The organism is uncultured Sphingomonas sp. (assembly GCF_913774285.1).
Taxonomy (GTDB): Bacteria; Pseudomonadota; Alphaproteobacteria; order Sphingomonadales; family Sphingomonadaceae; genus Sphingomonas.
This window is the reverse complement of the sequence record NZ_CAJYHX010000004.1, coordinates 36,430-57,582: the sequence shown is the minus strand read 5'-3', so window position 1 is coordinate 57,582 and position 21,153 is coordinate 36,430. Positions and strand designations below refer to the sequence as shown.

General features: G+C 67.5%; 20 protein-coding genes and 1 tRNA gene. 12 read left to right on the top strand and 9 right to left on the bottom strand.

Annotation, left to right across the window (positions count from 1 at the left end):
* Positions 1 to 20 precede the first annotated feature (20 nt).
* Entirely contained in the window at positions 21 to 4,541 is a 4,521-nt protein-coding gene (gene gltB / locus QZ670_RS01440; protein ID WP_294250994.1) for a glutamate synthase large subunit, read from the top strand.
* 3 nt (positions 4,542 to 4,544) lie between these two features.
* On the opposite strand, the gene QZ670_RS01435 is transcribed toward gltB, so the two are convergent.
* A complete protein-coding gene (locus QZ670_RS01435) occupies positions 4,545 to 4,934 on the bottom strand; it encodes a type II toxin-antitoxin system VapC family toxin (protein WP_294250991.1) in 390 nt (129 codons plus the stop codon).
* Entirely contained in the window at positions 4,931 to 5,203 is a 273-nt protein-coding gene (locus QZ670_RS01430; RefSeq protein ID WP_294250988.1) for a type II toxin-antitoxin system VapB family antitoxin, read from the bottom strand. The genes QZ670_RS01435 and QZ670_RS01430 overlap by 4 nt, the downstream gene beginning before the upstream one ends.
* 99 nt (positions 5,204 to 5,302) lie before the next feature.
* Here QZ670_RS01430 and QZ670_RS01425 point away from each other — a divergent pair, with 99 nt between their 5' ends.
* The gene (locus tag QZ670_RS01425; RefSeq protein ID WP_264607241.1) at positions 5,303 to 5,974 is read left to right on the top strand and encodes a glutathione S-transferase family protein; all 672 of its coding nucleotides are present in this window, start codon (positions 5,303 to 5,305) and stop codon (positions 5,972 to 5,974) included.
* 56 nt (positions 5,975 to 6,030) lie between these two features.
* Positions 6,031 to 6,645, top strand: coding sequence for a YbhB/YbcL family Raf kinase inhibitor-like protein (locus QZ670_RS01420; RefSeq protein WP_294250978.1), 615 nt, complete (start codon positions 6,031 to 6,033; stop codon positions 6,643 to 6,645).
* An 18-nt stretch (positions 6,646 to 6,663) separates the two neighbouring features.
* On the opposite strand, the gene QZ670_RS01415 is transcribed toward QZ670_RS01420, so the two are convergent.
* The 5 genes from QZ670_RS01415 to QZ670_RS01395 form a co-directional block, all read right to left on the bottom strand.
* Positions 6,664 to 7,521: an SDR family oxidoreductase gene (locus QZ670_RS01415; protein ID WP_294250975.1), complete on the bottom strand. Its 858-nt coding sequence runs from the start codon at positions 7,519 to 7,521 to the stop codon at positions 6,664 to 6,666.
* A gap of 96 nt (positions 7,522 to 7,617) precedes the next feature.
* The gene (locus tag QZ670_RS01410; RefSeq protein ID WP_294250972.1) at positions 7,618 to 7,746 is read right to left on the bottom strand and encodes a hypothetical protein; all 129 of its coding nucleotides are present in this window, start codon (positions 7,744 to 7,746) and stop codon (positions 7,618 to 7,620) included.
* A 270-nt stretch (positions 7,747 to 8,016) separates the two neighbouring features.
* Positions 8,017 to 9,078, bottom strand: coding sequence for a GGDEF domain-containing protein (locus QZ670_RS01405; protein WP_294250969.1), 1,062 nt, complete (start codon positions 9,076 to 9,078; stop codon positions 8,017 to 8,019).
* A 246-nt stretch (positions 9,079 to 9,324) separates the two neighbouring features.
* A complete protein-coding gene (locus QZ670_RS01400; protein WP_294250966.1) occupies positions 9,325 to 9,876 on the bottom strand; it encodes a redoxin domain-containing protein in 552 nt (183 codons plus the stop codon).
* A 54-nt stretch (positions 9,877 to 9,930) separates the two neighbouring features.
* Complete coding sequence (locus QZ670_RS01395) at positions 9,931 to 10,998, bottom strand: phospholipase A (protein ID WP_294250963.1); 1,068 nt, start codon at positions 10,996 to 10,998, stop codon at positions 9,931 to 9,933.
* 64 nt (positions 10,999 to 11,062) lie between these two features.
* Here QZ670_RS01395 and hisN point away from each other — a divergent pair, with 64 nt between their 5' ends.
* Positions 11,063 to 11,845: a histidinol-phosphatase gene (gene hisN / locus QZ670_RS01390; RefSeq protein ID WP_294250960.1), complete on the top strand. Its 783-nt coding sequence runs from the start codon at positions 11,063 to 11,065 to the stop codon at positions 11,843 to 11,845.
* 7 nt (positions 11,846 to 11,852) lie between these two features.
* Here hisN and QZ670_RS01385 read toward each other — a convergent pair whose 3' ends face one another.
* Both QZ670_RS01385 and QZ670_RS01380 read right to left on the bottom strand, forming a co-directional pair.
* The gene (locus QZ670_RS01385; protein WP_294250958.1) at positions 11,853 to 12,968 is read right to left on the bottom strand and encodes a GDSL-type esterase/lipase family protein; all 1,116 of its coding nucleotides are present in this window, start codon (positions 12,966 to 12,968) and stop codon (positions 11,853 to 11,855) included.
* Positions 12,969 to 13,012: 44 nt separating this feature from the next.
* Entirely contained in the window at positions 13,013 to 15,148 is a 2,136-nt protein-coding gene (locus QZ670_RS01380; RefSeq protein ID WP_294250956.1) for an AsmA family protein, read from the bottom strand.
* Positions 15,149 to 15,300: 152 nt separating this feature from the next.
* Between QZ670_RS01380 and rpmI the strand changes: the two genes are divergently transcribed.
* The 8 genes from rpmI to QZ670_RS01340 all read left to right on the top strand — a co-directional run bounded on the left by rpmI (position 15,301) and on the right by QZ670_RS01340 (position 21,120).
* Entirely contained in the window at positions 15,301 to 15,504 is a 204-nt protein-coding gene (rpmI, locus tag QZ670_RS01375) for a 50S ribosomal protein L35 (RefSeq protein WP_010543145.1), read from the top strand.
* A 14-nt stretch (positions 15,505 to 15,518) separates the two neighbouring features.
* The gene (gene rplT, locus QZ670_RS01370; protein ID WP_010543146.1) at positions 15,519 to 15,884 is read left to right on the top strand and encodes a 50S ribosomal protein L20; all 366 of its coding nucleotides are present in this window, start codon (positions 15,519 to 15,521) and stop codon (positions 15,882 to 15,884) included.
* Positions 15,885 to 15,968: 84 nt separating this feature from the next.
* On the top strand, positions 15,969 to 16,592 hold the full coding sequence (locus QZ670_RS01365) for a LysE family translocator (protein WP_294250951.1): 624 nt from the start codon (positions 15,969 to 15,971) through the stop codon (positions 16,590 to 16,592).
* 135 nt (positions 16,593 to 16,727) lie between these two features.
* The gene (locus QZ670_RS01360) at positions 16,728 to 17,051 is read left to right on the top strand and encodes a GIY-YIG nuclease family protein (RefSeq protein ID WP_294250949.1); all 324 of its coding nucleotides are present in this window, start codon (positions 16,728 to 16,730) and stop codon (positions 17,049 to 17,051) included.
* Positions 17,048 to 18,139 (top strand): phenylalanine--tRNA ligase subunit alpha, encoded by a 1,092-nt coding sequence (gene pheS, locus QZ670_RS01355; RefSeq protein WP_294250947.1) that lies wholly within the window; start codon positions 17,048 to 17,050, stop codon positions 18,137 to 18,139. Before QZ670_RS01360 ends, pheS begins: the two co-directional genes overlap by 4 nt.
* Positions 18,136 to 20,559 (top strand): phenylalanine--tRNA ligase subunit beta, encoded by a 2,424-nt coding sequence (gene pheT, locus QZ670_RS01350; RefSeq protein WP_294250945.1) that lies wholly within the window; start codon positions 18,136 to 18,138, stop codon positions 20,557 to 20,559. The genes pheS and pheT overlap by 4 nt, the downstream gene beginning before the upstream one ends.
* A gap of 4 nt (positions 20,560 to 20,563) precedes the next feature.
* Positions 20,564 to 20,980: a hypothetical protein gene (locus QZ670_RS01345; RefSeq protein WP_294250941.1), complete on the top strand. Its 417-nt coding sequence runs from the start codon at positions 20,564 to 20,566 to the stop codon at positions 20,978 to 20,980.
* A 63-nt stretch (positions 20,981 to 21,043) separates the two neighbouring features.
* Positions 21,044 to 21,120 (top strand) — tRNA-Arg (locus tag QZ670_RS01340).
* Positions 21,121 to 21,153 lie beyond the last annotated feature (33 nt).

Here is a 21,153-nt window from a genome sequence, read left to right as displayed (position 1 = left end):
AACGAAGATCGAGGAAGACCATGGACGACATCAAGCTGGCCGCCGAGCGCGAACGCCTCGCCCGCGAGGGCATGTACCGCCCCGAATATGAAGGCGATGCCTGCGGCGTGGGCATGGTCGCGGCCACTGACGGCCAGTCGTCACGCCGCGTCGTCCAGTCGGCGATCGATGCGCTGAAGGCGGTGTGGCACCGCGGCGCCGTGGATGCCGACGGCAAGACCGGCGACGGCGCCGGTATCCATGTGGACCTGCCGCTGCGCTTCTTCGACGAGCAGATCGTCGGCAGCGGGCACCGCGTGCTGCCGAACCGGCTCGCGGTTGGCATGATCTTCCTGCCGCGCACCGATCTCGGCGCGCAGGAGACCTGCCGCACGATCGTCGAGAGCGAGATCATCGAGGCGGGCTACACCATCTATGGCTGGCGCCAGGTGCCGGTGGACGTGTCGGTCATCGGCATGAAGGCGCAGGCGACGCGCCCCGAGATCGAGCAGATCATGATCGCGGGCCCGATGCCCGATGCGATGGATGCCGCTGAGTTCGAGCGCCAGCTCTACCTGATCCGCCGCCGCATCGAAAAGCGGGTGATCGCGGCCCAGGTCGGCGGCTTCTACATCTGCTCGCTGTCGTGCCGCTCGATCATCTACAAGGGGCTGTTCCTGGCCGAATCACTGTCCGACTTCTATCCGGACCTTAAGGATTCGCGCTTCGAGAGCCGCGTCGCGATCTTCCACCAGCGTTATTCCACCAATACCTTCCCGCAATGGTGGCTGGCCCAGCCGTTCCGCTGCCTGGCGCATAACGGCGAGATCAACACGATCCGCGGCAACCAGAACTGGATGCGCAGCCACGAGATCAAGATGGCGAGCATCGCGTTCGGCGAGCAGAGCGAGGACATCAAGCCGGTGATCCCGGCCGGCGCGTCGGACACGGCCGCGCTCGACGCGGTGTTCGAGGCGATCTGCCGCTCGGGCCGCGACGCGCCCACCGCCAAGCTGATGCTCGTGCCCGAGGCCTGGCAGCAGGACGAGGATACTCCGGCGTCGCACGCCGCGATGTACCAGTATCTCGCGTCGGTCATGGAACCTTGGGACGGCCCCGCTGCACTTGCGATGACCGACGGCCGCTGGGCGGTCGCCGGTATGGACCGCAACGCACTCCGCCCCTTGCGCTATACCCAGACCTCGGACGGGCTGCTGATCGTCGGCTCGGAGACCGGCATGGTGCCGGTGCCCGAGGCGAACGTCGTCGCCAAGGGCCGGCTCGGGCCGGGCGAGATGATCGCGGTGGACCTCGATGAGGGCAAGCTGCTCCACGACCGCGCGATCAAGGACCAGATCGCCGGCGAGGCCGACTATGCCTCGATGGTGCAGGGCTTCCTGTCGATCGACGACCTGCCCGAAGCACCGGCCGAGACCTATTACGACCGCGCTGAGCTGTCGCGCCGCCAGGTCGCCGCCGGCCAGTCGCTCGAGGACATGGAGCTGATCCTCGCGCCGATGGTCGAGACCGCCAAGGAAGCGATCGGCTCGATGGGCGACGACACGCCGCTGGCGGTGATCTCGTACAAGTCGCGGCTGATCAGCCAGTTCTTCCGGCAGAATTTCAGCCAGGTCACCAACCCGCCGATCGACCCGTTGCGCGAGCGCTACGTGATGTCGCTCAAGACGCGGTTCGGCAATCTCGCCAACATCCTCGATACCGAGGGCGCGGGGAGCCCGGTGCTGGTGCTGGAGAGCCCAGTGCTCACCAATGCCGACTGGCACCGCCTGCGCGCGCATTTCGGATCGAGCGCGGCCGAGATCGACTGCACGTTTGCAGCGGACGGCGATCCCGAATCGCTGAAGCTCGCGATCAAGCGCATCCGCCACGAGGCCGAGCAGGCGGTCCGCGCCGGCTGCACCGAGCTGTTCCTCACCGACGAGCATAGCGGGCCGGATAAGGCTGCGATCGCCGGCGTGCTGGCGGCGGCGGCGGTGCACACGCACCTCGTCCGCCGGGGCCTGCGCTCCTATGCCAGCGTCAACGTCCGCACCGCCGAGTGCCTCGACACGCATTATTATGCGGTGCTGATCGGCGTCGGCGCGACCACGGTGAACGCCTATCTTGCCGAAGCCGCGATCGCCGATCGGCATGCGCGCGGCCTGTTCGGCGAGATCAGCCTCGCCGACTGCCTCAAGCGCCATCGCAAGGCGATCGACGAGGGGCTGCTCAAGATCCTGTCGAAGATGGGCATCGCGGTGATCAGCTCCTATCGCGGCGGCTACAACTTCGAGGCGGTGGGGCTCAGCCGTGCGCTGGTGAACGACCTGTTCCCCGGCATGCCGGCCAAGATCTCGGGCGAGGGCTATGCCTCGCTCCACCTGTCTGCGATGATGCGCCACGAGGCGGCCTATGACGCGGGCGTGGCGACGCTGCCGGTCGGCGGCTTCTATCGCCAGCGCGCGGGCGGCGAGGCGCATGCCTATTCGGCGCAGCTGATGCACCAGCTGCAGACCGCGGTATCCAACGACAGCTATTCGAGCTATCTCGCCTTCTCGCGCGGGGTGCGCGACCTGCCGCCGGTCTATCTGCGCGATCTGCTCGAGTTCAACTTCCCCGAAACCGGCGTGCCGATCGACCAGGTCGAGGCGATCACCGAGATCCGCAAGCGCTTCGTGACCCCGGGCATGTCCTTGGGCGCGCTCAGCCCCGAGGCGCACGAAACGCTCGCCATCGCGATGAACCGGATCGGCGCGCGCGCCGTCTCGGGCGAGGGCGGCGAGGATTCGGCGCGCTACACGCCGTATGAGAACGGCGACAACGCCAATTCCTCGATCAAGCAGGTCGCCTCGGGCCGGTTCGGCGTGACCGCGGAATATCTCAACGCCTGCGACGAGATCGAGATCAAGGTGGCCCAGGGCGCCAAGCCCGGCGAGGGCGGGCAGCTGCCCGGCTTCAAGGTCACCGAGTTCATCGCCAAGCTGCGCCATGCGACGCCGGGCGTGACGCTGATTTCGCCGCCGCCGCACCACGACATCTATTCGATCGAGGATCTGGCGCAGCTGATCTACGATCTGAAGCAGATCAATCCGCGCGCGCGGGTGTGCGTGAAGCTGGTCAGCTCGGCCGGCATCGGCACCGTCGCGGCGGGCGTGGCCAAGGCGCATGCCGACGTGATCCTGGTCGCCGGCCATAATGGCGGCACCGGCGCCTCGCCGTTCACCTCGATCAAATATGCCGGCACGCCCTGGGAAATGGGCCTGTCCGAGGTCAACCAGACGCTGACGCTCAACGGCCTGCGGGGCCGCATCAAGCTGCGTACCGATGGCGGGCTCAAGACGGGCCGCGACATCGTCATCGCCGCGATCCTCGGCGCCGAGGAATTCGGCATCGGCACGCTCAGCCTGGTCGCAATGGGCTGCATCATGGTCCGCCAGTGCCATTCGAACACGTGTCCCGTGGGCGTCTGCACGCAGGACGAGAAGCTGCGCGCCAAGTTCGTCGGCACGCCCGAGAAGGTCATCAACCTGATGACCTTCATCGCCGAGGAAGTGCGCGAGATCCTCGCCAAGCTCGGCTTCAAGAGCCTGGACGAGGTGATCGGCCGTACCGAGCTGCTCCGCCAGGTCAGCCGCGGCGCCGAGCATCTCGACGATCTCGACCTCAACCCGATCCTCGCCAAGGTGGATGCGGACGACGCCGAGCGGCGCTTCAGCCTGAGCACGTTCCGCAACGACGTGCCGGACAGCCTCGATGCGCAGATGATCAAGGATGCCGCGCCCGTATTCGCGCGCGGCGAGAAGATGCAGCTCACCTATTCGGTCCGGAATACGCACCGCGCGGTGGGCACGCGACTCTCGTCGGAAGTCACGAACAAGTTCGGCATGTCGACGCTTGCCGACGGGCACGTCCATGTGCGCCTGCGCGGCTCGGCGGGCCAGTCGCTCGGCGCGTTCCTGTGCAAGGGCATCACGCTCGAAGTGTTCGGCGACGCGAACGACTATGTCGGCAAGGGCCTGTCGGGCGGCGTGATCGTCGTGCGACCGCTGGTCAGCTCGCCGATCGAATCGTGGAACAACACGATCATCGGCAACACCGTGCTGTACGGCGCGACGTCGGGCCGGCTGTTCGCTGCGGGCCAGGCGGGCGAGCGCTTCGCGGTGCGCAACTCGGGCGCCGATGTGGTGGTCGAAGGCTGCGGCGCGAACGGCTGCGAATACATGACCGGCGGCACCGCGGTGGTGCTGGGCCGTGTCGGCATGAACTTCGGCGCGGGCATGACCGGCGGCATGGCGTTCGTCTATGACGTGGACGGCAGCTTCGAGCGCCACGCCAACCCGGAGAACATCACCTGGAACCGGCTGGCCTCCAGCCACTGGGAAGCCAGGCTCCGGTCGCTGGTCGAGGCGCACGCCGAGGAGACCGACAGCAAATGGTCGAAGGGCCTGCTGGAGGACTGGGATCGTGAGGTGGGCAAGTTCTGGCAGGTGGTGCCGAAGGAAATGCTCACCCGGCTGCCGCATCCGCTCAACGACACCGTCGAGGCGGTGGCGGCGGAGTAAGGCTCAATCGAGGGCGGCGACCACGTCCGTGTGGCGGAAGTCGTCGCCCTTGAAGAGCAGCGGGCAGTCCGCAAGTGCCGCCACCGCATAGGCGATGCAGTTGCCATAGTTGAGCCGGGCGGGGCGGCCGCCGAAGCGGGCCAGCGCCTCGATCGCGATGCGTCCATGGTCTTCGGTCCAGGGCACGGTCTCGATCGTCGGCAATCGCAGCAGCCGTTCGGCGGACGGCAGGAAGCTCGGCCCTTTCTGCCGCAGCACCACCAGCCGGAACTCGAACGCGGTCGGCGCGCCGAGAAGCACGCGATCCGGCGTGGCGATGGCGCGGAGGAATGTCTCGGCTTCGGCTTCGTCCTGCAAGATGGCCATCAGCGCCGAGATATCGATCGCGATCACTTGGGCAGGCCGTCCTTGTCGTACAGCATCGCGTCCGGATCACGCGGATCGAGCGTCGGCATCGCGGCATAGGCCTGGCGCACCTCTCGCGCCACCGCGCGATAGTCGGCGAGGCGCTGCTCCACATCCGGATCGGCGACCGGCTCGCCACTGCGGCGCAGGGCATCGCTCACCGCCAGCTTGATCGCGGTAGTATAGCTCACCCCCTTGGCGCGGGCGTAGCGGCGCACCAGCCGGTCGGTTTCTTCGTCCTTGATGCTGAGCGCCATGGTGCGGCTCCGTTCTAGAATGCTTCTCAAAATATAGAATTGCTGCCCGCGCTACAACGAGTCTTCCCCGTCCCATTTCCGCTGCTTATGGCTTTCCCCATGTGGCAGCTCCTTCAATTTCCGCTCTGTCCCTTTTCGCGCAAGGTCCGGCTCCTGCTGGGCGAGAAGGGCATCGCCTATGAGCCGGTGCGCGAATCGCCCTGGCAGCGCCGCGACGAGTTTCTCGACCTCAACCCCACCGGCCAGACCCCGGTGATGATCGACGCCGAGCGCCATGTGACGCTGATCGACTCCACCGTGATCTGCGAGTTCTTCGAGGAGACGGTGAGCAAGAACGCGCTGCTCAACGGCTCGGCGGTGGACCGCGCCGAGATTCGCAGGCTGGTGGTGTGGTTCGACAACAACTTCTACAGTGATATCACCGCGCCGCTGCTACACGAGCGGATGATCAAACGCATCGTCTATCGCCAGCCGCCCGATGCCAAGGTGCTGCGCGACGCGATGAAGGCCGCGGTCGGCCATCTCGATTACATCGACTATCTGCTCGATCACCGCACCTGGCTGGCGGGTGCGACGATGAGCCTTGCCGACATCACCGCGGCGGCGCAGATTTCGGTCGCCGATTATCTGGGCGGCATCGACTGGAAGAGCCACGAGCTCGCCAAGCGCTGGTATATCGGGATGAAGAGCCGCCCGAGCTTCCGCCAGCTGCTCGCCGAGCGGATGGAGGGAATCACGCCGCCGGCCGATTACGAGAAGCTGGACCTCTAACGCGGGATAATCGCGGGGCCCGGCGCGTTTGGCTGCCAAACGGGAGAGAGTCCGCGATGCTCGAACATGTACCGCATTGGCTGGGAAGCGCGCTGAAGGGCCTGCGCGCCGGCGCCAACAAGCTGGCGATCGTCCAGCCCGAACTCGGCAGCTTCGAGGTGCTCCACCTCGCCAGCCCGGCTTTCGCGAACGGGGGCCGCCTGCCCGAACGCTTCACCGCCGATGGCGAGGGCGTCTCGCCGCCCTTGTTCTGGACGGGCGTGCCCGAAGGCACCGAATGCCTCGCGCTGATCGTCGAGGATCCGGATGCGCCTGCGCCGCAGCCGCTGGTGCATGCCGTCGTCTGGGGGCTGCCGGTCGATGGCGACCTCAAGGAAGGTGCGATCCGGGCGGACGGTGCGGGTGATGCCGAGGGCAGGGATGTCGGCCGCAACAGCTATCTCGGCGAGGGCTGGTTGCCGCCCGATCCGCCGACCGGCCATGGGCCGCACAATTATGCCTTCCAGCTGTTCGCGCTCGGCGGCGGTTGCGAGATCGGGGACAATCCTGGGCGCAGCGCGCTGGTGAAGGCGATGGCGGGGCATGTGCTCGCCGCCGGGCTGCTCACCGGCGTGTATTCGCGCGGCGAGGAGGCGCCCACCGGATTGGTCGGCGAGACCGCGCCGGTCTGAGACCGGCGCGGCGCGCGTTCAGCCGTTGACGACGGTGCCGCCGTTCGGGTGGAGCACCTGGCCCGACATGTAGCTCGAATCCTCGCAGGCGAGGAACAGGAAGGCGGGGGCGACTTCGTTGGGTTGGCCCGGGCGACCCATCGGCACGTCCTTGCCGAAATGCTCCAGCTTCTCGGGGCTTGCGCCGCCGCTCGGATTGAGCGGCGTCCAGATCGGGCCCGGCGCGACTGCGTTCACGCGGATGCCCTTCTCGATCAGGTTCATCGACAGGCTGCGGGTGAAGGCGGTGATCGCGCCCTTGGTGGAACTATAGTCGAGCAGCTCGGGCTCGCCCTGGTACATCGTCACCGAGGTGCAGTTGACGATCGCGGCGCCTTCTTTGAGGTGCGGCGAGGCCGCCTGCATCATGAAGAACATGCCGAAGATGTTGGTCTGGAAGGTCCGGCGGAGCTGCTGCTCGGTGATGTCGGTGATGTCCTTGTCGGGATGCTGCTCACCGGCATTGTTGACGAGGATGTCGATACGGCCGAACTCGGCGATCACCTTCTGGACGGCTTCTTCGCAGAACGCCTTGTCGCCTACGTCGCCAGCAATGGTAATCGCGCGGCGACCTTCGGCGCGGACCGCCTCTGCGGTGTCCTCGGCATCCTGATGCTCGTTCAGATAGACGATGGCGACGTCTGCGCCTTCGCGGGCGTAGAGCGCGGCGACCGCGCGGCCGATCCCGCTGTCGGCGCCGGTGACGATGGCCACCTTGTCCTTCAGGCGATCCGATCCGCGATAGCGCGGCTGCCACTGCGGCTTGGGATCGAGGGAGCGCTCCTCACCGGGGAGCGCATCCTCGCGGACTCGATCGATTACAGGGGTTTCGGACATCGGCACGGCTCCTGGGTCTTCGGGAGGGTGCCGAAAGAACCGGGCGCATGGTGCCCAAGTTCCAGGAAAAAGGGGCCGCCGGGGCGGCCGGCAGGGTCAGCCGAGGAGGCTGGAGCCCTGCAGGCCGCTGCCGAGGATCATCACGGTAGTGATGCCGAAGGACGCGACGCCGATGAGAAAGCTGCGGAACATGCTGATCTTCTCCATGGGGGCGAGCGCGATCATGCGACCGGGATCACGGGGGTGGAGAACAGGACGAGCGCGGCAGTGAGCAGCACGGCGGCGCTGACGGCAACGGTCTGGTGCAGCGAGACGAGACGAGCGGTCATGGTAGATACTCCCTGATGTTCGGCTGGCGGACCATCCGGCGGCCGATGCCAGCAGTTTTGCAGGGAGCGTGCCAACTTCGCTAAGTGGCTGTAAATGCGAGGTTCAGCTGCAATCGCTTCTCCAGACGAGGCATTTTGCACCAAGTGGATCGGCGAAATCTGCCAATCAGCGGCGAAATTCGCTATAGCTGGCGCTGCCGGTCTTCACCTGATTGCGGCCTTCGTGCTTGGCCAGGTACAGCAGGCGATCGGCGCGGTGGAACGCGGTCTGGTGCATCTCGCCCGGCTCCACCGGCGTGAGCCCGGCCGAGAAGGTGATTTCGCCGAGCGGCGCGTCATTGTCGCGCAGCTTGTAGCGCTTGGTCTGCACGGTGCCGCGGGCATGTTCGAGCACCGCGCGCGCCTGTTCCAGCGGCACGTTGGTGAACAGGATCGCGAACTCCTCGCCGCCATAGCGAGTGACGAGATGCCCGCGACAGCTCAGGCTCAGTGCGTCGGCGATCACGCGCAGCACGCGGTCCCCCACCGCGTGACCGAAGCGATCGTTGACCGACTTGAAATGATCGATGTCGCACACCGCGATGCACATGCTGCCGCCGCTCGCTTCCTGCGCGGCGAAGGCTTCCTCGAACGCGCGGCGATTGGGCAACTGGGTCAGCGGATCGCGGCGGGCATTGTCGCGCGCCTCTTCCAGCTTTTCGCGCAGGTCATTGGCTTCGCGCGTGGTGCTTTCCAGCTTCTCTTCGGCGACGCGGATGCGGTCGAGCATAGCGGCGGTGATCCGGACGACATCGTCGGTGGCCTGCGGCGTGTCGTTGCCGGTCGACATCGCCTCGGCGCTCGCCGCCAGGTCGCGGCCGAAATCGGCGGTTTCGGCGCGCATCGCCGTCACCATGTCGGCAAAGCCTTCGACCTGCATCTGGGTGCGCGCGACCAGTCCTTCGGCGCGCGCCTTGAGATCGATGTGGCAGTCCTGCGGCTCCTCGGGACCATGGTCGGCGGTGAGCGTCTGGATGTCGCGCGGGGTGATCCGTACGCCGCGCTCCGTGATCAGTTCGACGGCGCGGGCCAGCGCGTCCTCGGGTTCGGTGAACAGCCGGTGGACGAAAGTATAGTTGGTCGGCGTTGGTGCCAGCCGCTGATCGAGAAGGAACGCGCCGATACGCTCGAAAAGCGCCCGGCCTTCGTCTCCCTCCATCTCTGAACGAACGGCACGCGCGATGCGCATACGCTCCTAACCCCCGTGCAAATCACGGCATGACGGCCGCTATGTTGCGCACAAGGAATAAGCGTAGAGTGCTAATATCTGGTTGCCGCTCGATTTATCGTGAACGCGAGGGCCGACCAGGTGGGGCGGCAGACAGCGCATTATCGCAGCGATCCAGGCGCCCGGTGTCATCGTGCGGCGGATCTGCGCCGATCCGGAGGCTTAATGGCCCCGGGATCGGCGCGTAGAAAGTGGCGCGGCTGCGCCTCAGTTGCGGTGAGTCGCGCGATACTTTTCCACCGCGGCGAGGGTGAGTCGGATATGATCGGCGGGGTTCGGATCCGAATGGACGAACAGCACCTTGCCGTCGGGCGCGATCACGTAGCTGGTGCGGCTGGTGAACTTGGCAACGGTGCCGTCGGGCTTTTTAGCGGCGACGTCATAGCCTGCAGCCACCTCGGGCGTTGCGGCGGCGACGGCGAACTTGCCGGCGCAATATTGGCTGCTGAACTGCTCGAGCTGGTCGACATTGCCCGCGGTCATGCCGATCACGGTGGCGCCCGCCTTGGTGAAGTCGGGCAGCGCCTCGGCAAAGGCATGCGCCTCGGCATTGCAGCCCGAGGTGAAGGCGGCCGGGAAGAAGTAGAGCACGACCGGGCCCTTCTTGAGCGCGGCCTTGAGGTCGACGGTGATCGGCTTGCCGGCCACCGCACCCTTGGCGGTGAACACGGGCGCCTTGGCCCCGGTGGTGAGCGACGCATTCGCCGGCATCATGGCGAAGGGCAGGGCAAGGGCGGCAAGGGCGAGCTTCAGGCGCATATCGATCTCCCTGATCTGGTTGGTCTCGTGTCTACGCCACGCCGCGCGCCGCGGCTAGCGGGTGAAGGCGATGCCGATCCGCGCGTGCGTGTCGTTGACGTTGTACCGGTCTAGCGCCTCGCCATAGCCGGTGAATGCCTGTCCGAAGAGGTAGATGCCCAGGCCCCCGCCTAACCGGCGCAGCGGATAGGAGACGAACGCTTCGGCCGCGCCATGCCCGGTCTTCACATTGCCGCGCGCGGTGAGGGCGAGCTTGATCCCGTCCTTCTGCGCGATCGACGCGGAGAGCGCGGTATAGCCGTAATAGTCCTTCATGTCGTGGAAGGTGCCGCTGCTGCCGACATAGAACCAGGCTTGCGGCGCGACGTCGATCCGCCAGTCGCCGCCCAGGTCGAAGCTCTTCTCGCCGCGCACGAAGATGCGGTTGAGGTCGACCGAGTCGGTGACGCCGCGCCCGTTCGAATCGTGCCGCCAGCCGAGGGCTACCCGCGTCGTCTCGTCGACGGGAACATCGGCATAGAGTTCGGGGCTGTAGTTGGTCGAGCGGAACGGACCCGAAGGCTCGTTCAGCGCCCAGAACATCGTCTGGGTATAGGCGAAGCGGAGATTGCCGAGCTGGAGCGGCGCATCCTCGGCGAAGGGCCGCAGCGCGAAGCTGAACTGCAGCTTGGCCCCGGCGTCGTCGAGCCCGGCGACACCGTAGATCGGCTCGTGCGGCTCGAACCGGGCGAGCAGACCGCTGGAGCTGCCCGTCGAGCTCTGCACCACGGTCTCCTGTTCCGGCATCTCGGCCGGCTTGTGCTGCGCAGCGGGCGGCACCGCTAGCCCGGCAACGCCCACCGGCACGTAGCGCGCCTTGGCGAAGCCGTGGGCGGCAATCGTCGGGGTGGGGCCGGGGGTGCGCTCCAGCATCAGCCGGGTACCGTCGGCGGCGGTGATCTCGATCTGGCGCGGGCCGGCATCGGCGATCGGCGCCTCGCCCTCGTTGACCAGGAACACCTCGACGCCGCGCAGCGCGGCCTGTTCCGAGGCGGGCTGGGCGGGCACCGCGCGGACCTGCGCCAGCGCAGGCACAGCGACAAAGCAGAGGCCGAGCAGGGGAAGGGCGGCGATACCACGCATATTCCGCGAAGTGGCAGGCGTTTGTGACCTTGGCGAGTCAAATTCGGCCCGGTAGGGCTGGGGCATGGCCGTTTCCGAAACCGACATCGCGCTCGCCGCTCGCCTCGCCGACGCCGCCGGCGCTGCAATCCGCCCCTATTTCCGTGCCGAACATGGCGTCGAGGCGAAGGAGGACCAGTCGCCGGTCACGCTCGCCGATCGGGCGGGCGAGGAAGCGATGCGCAAGCTGCTGATCGCGGAGCGGCCGATGGACGGCATCATCGGCGAGGAATTCGGCGCCCGCGAAGGCACCAGCGGTCGGCAATGGGTGCTCGACCCGATCGACGGCACCCGCGCCTTCATCGCCGGCCGGCCGGTGTTCGGCACGCTGATCGCCCTGGTCGACAATGGCTGGCCGGTGCTGGGGGTGATCGACCAGCCGATCATCAACGAGCGCTGGCTGGGCGTGACCGGCCGCCAGACGCTGTTCAACGGCAAGCCCGCCACCACCCGCATCTGCCGCGAGCTCGACCAGGCGATCCTCGGCACCACCTCGCCCGCGCTGTTCGACGACGGCCAGCTCCACGCCTTCGAGCATCTCGATGCGCAGGTGATGAGCACGGTGCTGGGCGGCGACTGCTACAATTATGGCTGTGTGGCGAGCGGCTGGCTCGACATCGTCGTCGAGGCGGGGCTCAAGCTGCACGACTTCGCCGCGCTGGTGCCGGTGATCGAAGGCGCAGGCGGGCGGATGTGCGACTGGCAGGGCGATCCGCTCCATGCCGGCAGCAACGGCGAGGTGATCGCGGCGGGCGACCCGGCGCGGATCGACGACATCCTCGACGCGATGGCGTGCCGCGGGCACTGAGCCTGGGCTAGCGCCGGTCCCAGAAGCCTGGGTGCGCATCGATTTCGCGCACCAGCCAGTCGGCGATCTGCCGCTGCGCTTCGAGACCATAATGGCCGTGGCAGGCGGTGGCGCGGAACTGTCTGGCCGGGAAGGGCAGGAACAAGACGTCGCGCGCACCCGCGGCCCGGGCTGCGGTGCTGATCCGGGTTTCGGCGGTGCGGAGCATCGCGACCTGCTCGGGCGGCGCAGCGCTGGTGTCGAACCACCAGAGGAGGAACGCCGCGCGCGGATAGCGGCCGTGCAGCCGGGCGAGAAACCGGCCGTAATGCTCGGCATAGTCGGCGACGAGCGCGCCCAGCGTCGGCCAGCGCGCATCCGGGCGGAAGCCGACGAAATCGGCCTGCAGCTTGAGTATCACGATCTGGGGCTGCCAGCGCGGGTCGTCATAGAGGGCAGGCTCGGCCGGCAGGCGGCGCGGCCACAGCTGCTCCATCGTGCCTTGCGGCGCGGTGCCGCCGAAATTGCGGATTAGCCCGCGACCGGAGATCGCATTCACCTGATAGTCAGCGCCGAAATGCTGCGCAGCAAGCGCGGCGAAGGCGTCCGGCGTATCGGTGGTGGCGCGGACCTGTGCCTGGGTGCAGTCGATGCGATCGGCCCGCGCGCCATAGCCCGCCATCGAGGAATCGCCGATGAACTCGATCTGCCGACGGCGCGGCGGTGGCGCGGGCAGGCTGCCTCCGGGAGCGACGAAGAAGCCACCGAAGCGCGCCGGCGCGGCGCTTTCGGTGACCTTGTCAAGCCGGATGCGATGCGGGCTGGGCGTGAGACCGTCGATTGCCACATCGGCCTTGCCCGGGCGATCGATCGTCACCGGCGGGGCGCCGTCGATGCTCGCGCGCCATTCGTTGATCGCATCGTCGAAGCGCAGCACTACGCGAGGACCGCGGAAGGCCGCTTCGAAATAGATGCCCGGCCATTGGTGGCGATACCCCGTTGGGCCGGTCTCGACCCGCCCGCCGATATGGACCGGGAACCGCTCCCCCGCCTCCGACGCGGCGGGCGCGATCGTCACCCGCTGCGGCGGCCGGACGTCGCCCGCCATGGCGAGCGCAGCGGAGAGGATCAGCAAGCGCAGCATCGCGCACCGATCCTGCGCCAGCCCCGCACCCCCGCGCAAGCGGATCAGAAGATGCCGAGGAACTTCTTGCGCTGCCGCTTCTCCTCGCCAGCGTTCGTCTTGCCGCTTTCGGACTTGGCGGTGGTGCCGTGGCCGACATCGTCGCGCGGACGGCCCTTCGCGTCGCGCTGGCTGGCGGCGGTGGCGCCCGAGAGCACCGGCCCGCAATCCGCCGCCTTGGCGTCCCCGAAGTCGACGAACGCGAGCACCGCGGCCAGCGGCGAGGCGGCGACGCCCAGTCCCAACCCGACTCCGGCACGGCCGACCAGCTCGGGGCTGATCACGCTGATCCCCGGCTTGGCGAAATAGCCGCCGATCCCCACCGGCGACTGGCCCGAGAATAGGCTGAAGCGCTTGGAATCGGCGCGGAAGGCGAGGTCGATCGTCTCGTTCTTGAAGCTGAACCCGCCGCGGCCGAGCATCACGTTCTTCTGCGTGTCGATCAGGATCGGGTCCGCCGCGGCGATGCCGTCGCGCACGGTGAAGCCGATCAGCCCGCAATTGATCTGCACCGGCTCCTTCAGCTTCTTCTCGAACATCTTCTGGACGAAGGTGCCGATGTCGAACTCGGCCAGCTCGGTGTTGCGCGTCCAGAAATCGCCCTTGGGCAGGATCACCGCGATGCGGCCGTTCGCGGTGCTGAGCGAATCGCGCACGCTGTTGCCGCTGCCGCTCATCTGGATGCGCGCCTTGAGCATGCCGGTGGTGCCGGACTGCTCGGCGCCGAAGCCGGCGAGCAGCACGCCCATCGGCGTCGGCGACAGGCGGATGTCGTAGGTGGTGAACACCGGCGCCTTGCGCGCGTCGATGCTGATGTCGGAGGTGACCGTGCCGCGTGCGAGGCTGAAGTTGAGCGGGCTCAGCTTGAGCAGCCGGTCGTTGAGGTCGAGGCCCAGCTCGATGTTCGACACGGGCAGGTTCGGCGCGCGGACGGTGCGCACCTGCCACTGTACCTTGGCATCGAAATTCTTGAGCGCCTCGATCCGCAGCGGCGCGTCCGGAAGCAGGCGCGGCGTGCCTGAGACCTGCGTCACCGCCGCCGTCGCGCCCTGGGCGGCTAGCGCATTGGGATTGTAGCCGATGAACGGCCCGGCATCGACGATGTCGAGCACATGGGTGAACAGGTCGGCGGTCACCAGCATGCGCGGCTCGCCGAGCTTCACCGTGAACTTGCCCGCGAGGTCGCTGTCGCCAAACCGGCCTTTCATGCCGGTGAAGCGCCACTCGTCGCCCGCCTTGGTGACGACCGAGGTCAGCCGATAGGTGCGGGTATCCGGCACCGCGATCCCGGCGAGCAGGAACACGTCGGCGAGGTTCTGCCCGCGCAGGTCCATGTGGAGCTTGGCGCCTTCCAGCACCGTCGCGCCGGGCAGCGTGCCAGCGATATCGACCGCGCTGCGCACGCCCTCGGCATGCAGCTTCAGCCGGTTCTCGCCGCCCGCCAGTGTCGCGTTGGAGGAGAGCAATGCGCCGGCCAGCGTAAAGCGGGCGCCGCGCGCGGTGCCGTTGCCGTCGAAGCGGATCGTGTCGGCGAAGCGATTGTCCTCGGCCGCCACCGTGTCGACCCGGATCGCCGCGTCGAGCTGGTGGCGCGGATCGAGATAGCGGATCTGGGTGCCGGCGATTCGCGCGCGCTGGATCAGCGGCATGGTCAGCGGCTTTCCGCCGCCGCTGCCAAAGGTCCACGTGTTCTGCTTGCCGTCGCGATCCCATTGCAGGTCGATTCGCCCGTCGGTGAGGCCGAGCCACTGGAAGCGCTTCTGGTCCGCGAGCAGCGAGAAGGTGGCGATTCGCGCGTCGATTCGCTTCGCGGTGAAGAAGGGGCTGGTGCCCGCCCAGTCCGGGTTCTCGACGCTGAGGCCCTCGGCCACGAACTTCAGGTTGAACGGCGCGAAATAGAGCTGGAAGTCGCCCGCCACCCGCACCTTCCGATGCGCACTCGAACCGGCGATCGACTCGAACGTTCCCTTGAGGAACCGGCCCTTGGTGACGAACAGCACGGCCCAGGCGAGCACCACCAGCCCCACCAGGCTGGTGAGGACCGCGATCGTCGCGGCAAGCGGCGTGCCCATCGCCCGCGCCGGCGGGGGCGGCGGGGCCGCCTGCTCGGCGGCGAGAACGGGGCTGTCCAGATCGGCCATGATCCTCAAAATCCTTCGTGCCCGCGCGGTTCCCCGGTGGTTGCATAACGCCGAACCATCGGTTAAGGGGCCGCCTTTCCGCGATCGAGGGACCGTCCGGCTAATAGGGCTGCCGCGGCTGTCTGCAATCGTCGAACCATAAGGAGACGAAAATGCCCAAGCTCAAGACCAAGAGCGGTGTGAAGAAGCGCTTCAAGTTCACCGCCACGGGCAAGGTGAAGCACGGCGTCGCCGGCAAGCGCCACCGCCTGATTTCGCACAATTCGAAGTATATCCGTACCAACCGCGGCACCAGCGTGCTGGCCGACGCCGACGTGGCACACGTCAAGGCGTGGGCGCCGTACGGCCTGAAGTAAGGGAGTCCTGAAAAATGGCACGAGTGAAGCGTGGTACGACCACCAAGGCGAAGCATAAGCGGATTTTGGATCAGGCGAAGGGCTATTATGGCCGTCGCAAGAACACCATCCGCATCGCGCGCCAGGCCGTCGAAAAGGCCGGCCAGTACGCCTATCGCGACCGCAAGGTAAAGAAGCGCAGCTTCCGCGCCCTGTGGATCCAGCGCATCAACGCCGGCGTCCGCGCCGAAGGCCTGACCTATTCGCAGTTCATGCACGGCCTCAAGCTGGCCGGTATCGAACTCGACCGGAAGGTCCTGGCCGACATCGCGATGCACGAAGGTGAGGCGTTTACCGCCATCATCGCGCAGGCGAAGGCGGCACTGCCCCAGGCCGCCTGAGCGGACCTGCGCGCAAGCTGAACAAGGGGCGTCGAGGCTGCGGCTTCGGCGCCCTTTTTCATTCCAACCGGGGGAGACGATCCCGTGGCGATGAAGACCTGGTGGCTCTACGTCACCGCCGTGTTTTTCGTGTCGATGACGCCGGGGCCGAACATGCTCCACGTGATGGTGCAGAGCATCCGCGAAGGCGCCGCCCGCGTGCTGCCGACCACCGCAGGGCTGATGAGCGCGAACCTGTTCTGCCTGGTCGCCTCGGCGGCAGGGCTGGGCGCGCTGCTCAAGGCGTCGCCGGGGCTGTACGACGTGCTGCGCTATGCGGGTGTCGCCTATCTCCTGTGGCTGGGCATCAAGGCGTGGCGCGCCCCGGTGGAGGAGGCGCATGCCGATGCACCGGTGCCGGTGCGCCAGTCGGTGCGCGCGCGATACCTGACCGGGCTCGGCACGGGGCTTTCCAATCCCAAGCTGATCGTCTTCGCCGCCGCGCTGTTCCCCCAGTTTCTCGACGTGAACCGTCCGTTCCTGCCGCAGTTGGCGATCCTGATCGCCACCTTCGCGGTGATCGAGGCCTTCTGGTTCTCGGTCTATGCGCTGGGCGGCCGCTCGCTCGCGGCCTGGCTGGCCCCGGCGGCGCGGCAGCGGATGTTCAACCGGGTGACGGGCGGCGTGTTCGTCGCCTTCGGCGCCGCACTGCTCGGCAGCCGGGTGTAGCGCTCCTAATCCACCCCAGTCGTCATTCCCGCGAAGGCGGGAATCCATTGACTCAGCGGGCGCGGCTCCTGCTGAATCGGCACGGGCAATGGATCCCCGCCTTCGCGGGGATGACGAGGGGGTGGGGGAGAGGGCGTGGACAAGCAACCGTGTGTATACATCCTGGCAAGCCGACGGCATGGGACCCTCTACACCGGCGTGACCTCCAACCTGCTGGGCCGCCTCTACCAGCATCGCGAGAAGGTCACGCAGGGCTTCACCGCCGAGCACGACATCGCCCGCCTCGTCTGGTTCGAAGCGCATGAAGACATGAGCGCCGCGATCCTCCGGGAAAAGCGGATCAAGAAGTGGAACCGCGACTGGAAGCTGGCCCTGATCGAACGCAGCAATCCGCAATGGCTTGACCTCGCCATCGGACTAGGGTTCCAGCCATCTCGCACAGTGAACGGAAAACGATGACCACCGATCTCGATACCCTGCGCGGCGAGCTGCTTGCCGCGATCGATGCCGCCACCGCGCTCGATGCGCTGGAGGCGGTGCGCGTCCAGGCGCTCGGCAAGCAGGGCGCGATCACCGGCCTGCTCAAGACGCTGGGCAAGCTCACGCCCGAAGAGCGCCAGGAGCAGGGCCCGCGCATCCATTCGTTGCGCGAAGCCGTCACCGAGGCGCTGGCCACCCGCAAGGCCGCGATGGAACAGGCCGCGCTCGATGCGCGCCTCGCCAGCGAGACGGTGGACATGACGCTGCCGGTCGACGGCGTTGCCCCCGGCTCGGTCCACCCGGTCAGCCAGGTGATGGACGAGCTGGCCGAGATCTTCGCCGATCTGGGCTTCGCGGTCGCCACCGGCCCGGAGGTCGAGGACGACTGGCACAATTTCACCGCGCTCAACATTCCGGAGACGCATCCGGCGCGCGCGATGCACGATACCTTCTACATCGCCGGCGAGCACGAACGGCCGATGGTGCTGCGCACGCACACCAGCCCCGTGCAGATCCGTACGATGACGAGCCAGAAGCCCCCCATCCGCATCATCGCGCCGGGCCGCGTCTATCGTTCGGACTCGGATGCGACGCACACGCCGATGTTCCACCAGATCGAAGGTCTGGTGATCGACAAGGGCATCACGCTCGGTCATCTGAAGTGGACGCTGGAGACCTTCCTCAAGGCCTTTTTCGAGCGCGACGACATCGTGCTGCGCCTGCGCCCCAGCTATTTCCCCTTCACCGAGCCTTCGGCCGAAGTCGATGTCGGCTTCACCTGGAAGGACGGCAAGCGCGTGATCGGCGGCAGCGGCGACGCGCCCGGCGGCGGCTGGATGGAAGTGCTGGGCAGCGGCATGGTGCACCGGCGGGTGATCGAGGCCTGCGGGCTCGATCCGGAGGAATGGCAGGGCTTCGCCTTCGGCACCGGCGTCGACCGGCTGGCGATGCTCAAATATGGGATGGACGACTTGCGCCCCTTCTTCGACGGCGATCTGCGCTGGCTCAAGCATTACGGCTTTTCGGCCCTCGACGTGCCAACGCTGAGCGGGGGAGTCGGCGCATGAAGTTCACCCTCTCTTGGCTCAAGGAGCATCTGGAGACCGAGGCCTCGCTGACCGAGATCCTCGAGGCGCTGACTCGCGTCGGCCTCGAAGTCGAAGGCGTCGAGAACCCCGCCGAGCGGCTGAACGGCTTCCGCGTCGCGCGTGTGCTGAGCGCCGAGCGCCACCCCCAGGCCGACAAGCTGCAGGTGCTGAGCGTCGAGACCGGCGACGGCGTGCTGCAGGTGGTCTGCGGCGCGCCCAATGCACGTGCGGGGCTGGTTGGCGTGCTCGGTCTGCCCGGCGCGGTGGTGCCGGCCAACGGCATGCAGCTGAAGGTCTCGGCGATCCGCGGCGTCGAATCGAACGGCATGATGTGCTCGACCATGGAGCTGGAACTCGGCGAGGACCATGACGGCATCATCGAGCTGCCCGCCGATGCGCCCGTCGGCACCGCCTATGCGGACTATGCCGGCCTCGACGATCCCGTCATCGACGTGTCGATCACGCCTAACCGCCAGGATTGCATGGGCGTGCGCGGCATCGCCCGCGATCTGGCGGCGGCGGGTCTCGGCACGCTCAAGCCGCTCGAGGCGGTGGTTGCCGGCCTTCCTGCAATCAACCCGCAGGGCGCAGGCCCCGACGTGCGGACCAACGATGCCGCGGGCTGCCCGGCTTTCTATGGCCAGAGCGTGCGCGGCGTGAAGAACGGTCCCTCGCCGGACTGGCTTCAGCAGCGCCTCAAGGCGGTGGGGCAGAAGCCGATTTCCGCGCTGGTCGACATCACCAACTTCGTGATGTTCGGGCTCGGCAGGCCGCTCCACGTCTATGACATGGCGAAGCTTTCGGGCGGGCTGGTCGCGCGCAAGGCCAAGGACGGCGAGACCGTGCTGGCGCTGAACGGCAAGACCTACACGCTGACCGACACGATGACCGTGATCGCCGACGACACCGCGGTGCACGACATCGGCGGCATCATGGGCGGCGAGCATTCGGGCTGTTCGGACGACACCACCGACGTGCTGATCGAATGCGCCTATTTCGATCCCGAGCACATCGCCCGCACCGGCCAGAAGCTGCTGCTGACCAGCGATGCGCGTACCCGCTTCGAGCGCGGCGTCGATCCCGATTTCCTCGACGACGGGCTGGCGATCGCGACGCGACTGGTGCTGGCGCTGTGCGGCGGTACCCCGAGCGAGGTCACCCGCAGCGGCACGCCGCCCAAGGTGGGCGCGGTCGTCGGCTATGATCCGAAGCTGGCGGAAACGCTGGGCGGCCTTGCGGTCCCCGCCGAGCAGCAGGTGGAGATCCTGGAGAGCCTCGGCTTCGTCGTCCAGCCGCTCGACGGCAATGGCGACCCGGTGGCGCTGGGAGAGGGCTTCGACGCCCTCCGCGTCACCGCGCCGAGCTGGCGCCGCGACATCGACGGCCCCGCCGACATCGTCGAGGAAGTGATTCGCATCGCCGGCATCGACAATGTGCCGTCGGTCCCGCTGCCGCGCACGCCGGGCGTCGCGACGCCCACCGCCACGCCCGAGCAGAAGCTCGAGCGCCGGATGCGCCGCACCGCTGCCGCGCGTGGGCTCAACGAGGCGATCACCTGGAGCTTCCTGCCCGAAGCGCAGGCCGAGGTGTTCGGCGGCGGCGCCTGGACGCTCGCCAACCCGATCAGCGAGGACATGAAGGTCATGCGCCCCTCGCTGCTGCCCGGCCTGCTGGCGGCGGCGGAACGCAACCTCAAGCGGGGCGCGACCAGCGTCCGGCTGTTCGAGGTCGGTCGCCGCTATCTGGCGGACAAGGAGCGGCTGACGCTCGGCGTGGTGCTGGCGGGTCATAAGGCCGCGCGCGGCTGGCAGACCGGCAAGGCCCAGCCCTTCACCGCGTTCGACGCCAAGGCCGAGGCGCTGGCACTGCTCGAGGCTGCCGGCGCGCCGGTCGCCAACCTGCAGGTGATGGGCGAGGCGGGTGCCGCCTATCATCCCGGCCAGTCGGCGACGCTGCGGCTGGGCCCCAAGACCGTGCTCGCCAGCTTCGGCATGGTGCATCCGAGCGTGCTCAAGGCGTTCGATCTCGACGGCGCGGTCGCGGCGGTGGAAATCCATCTCGACGCGCTGCCCGCCAAGAAGGCCGCCGGCTTCACCCGTCCGGCCTTCACGCCCCCGGCGCTGCAGGCGGTGACGCGCGACTTCGCCTTCCTGGTGCCGACCGCGCTTGCGGCGGGCGATCTCGTCCGCGCCGTGAAGGGTGCCGACAAGGGCACCATCGTTGACGCGCGGCTGTTCGATCTGTTCACCGGCCAGGGTGTGCCGGAGGGGCAGAAGTCGCTGGCCATTGAAGTCACGCTGCAACCGGGCGAAAAGAGCTTCACCGACGCGGACCTGAAGGCGGTGGCCGACAAGGTCGTCGCGGCGGCGACGAAGCTTGGCGCAAGCCTGCGAGGATGATGCGATGATCGAGCGGTTCCTACCCGGGCTCGACGCCCTTCTGGCGGAGCCGCTCGACACGCATTCGGTGTCGGTGGCCTTCCCCGGCGACATGGACCCGCACGAACGCGAGGGCCGCTACGGCGTGTTCCTCGATGCCGAGCTGCGCATCGCCGGGCTCGGCACCTGCGGCGGCGGCACCCTCATCGAGACGCTCGACGATGCCGGCCAGTGGCGCCCGGCCTGCGCGATCCTCGACGTGGACTTGACCGATCTCGATCGCGGCCTTGCCTTCTGCCGCGACGAACTGGCGTCGCTGGGGTGCCCGGTGGGCACGCTGATCCAGTATGACGACCGCGAGGACCGCTGGGACGGTGCGACCTGGCACTGCAGCGAGCCGCGCTCGTTCGACGAGGACATGCTACCCTATCGCGATAATTGAGGGGCGGATGCAAAAAGGGGTTGCGCTACCCCCGATCCTCGTTTAGGCGCCGCACCTCACCGCGCGCCCGTAGCTCAGCTGGATAGAGCATCAGACTACGAATCTGAGGGTCGGACGTTCGAATCGTTCCGGGCGCGCCAATTTCTTCCGACATCGTTGGATGACCAAGGCCG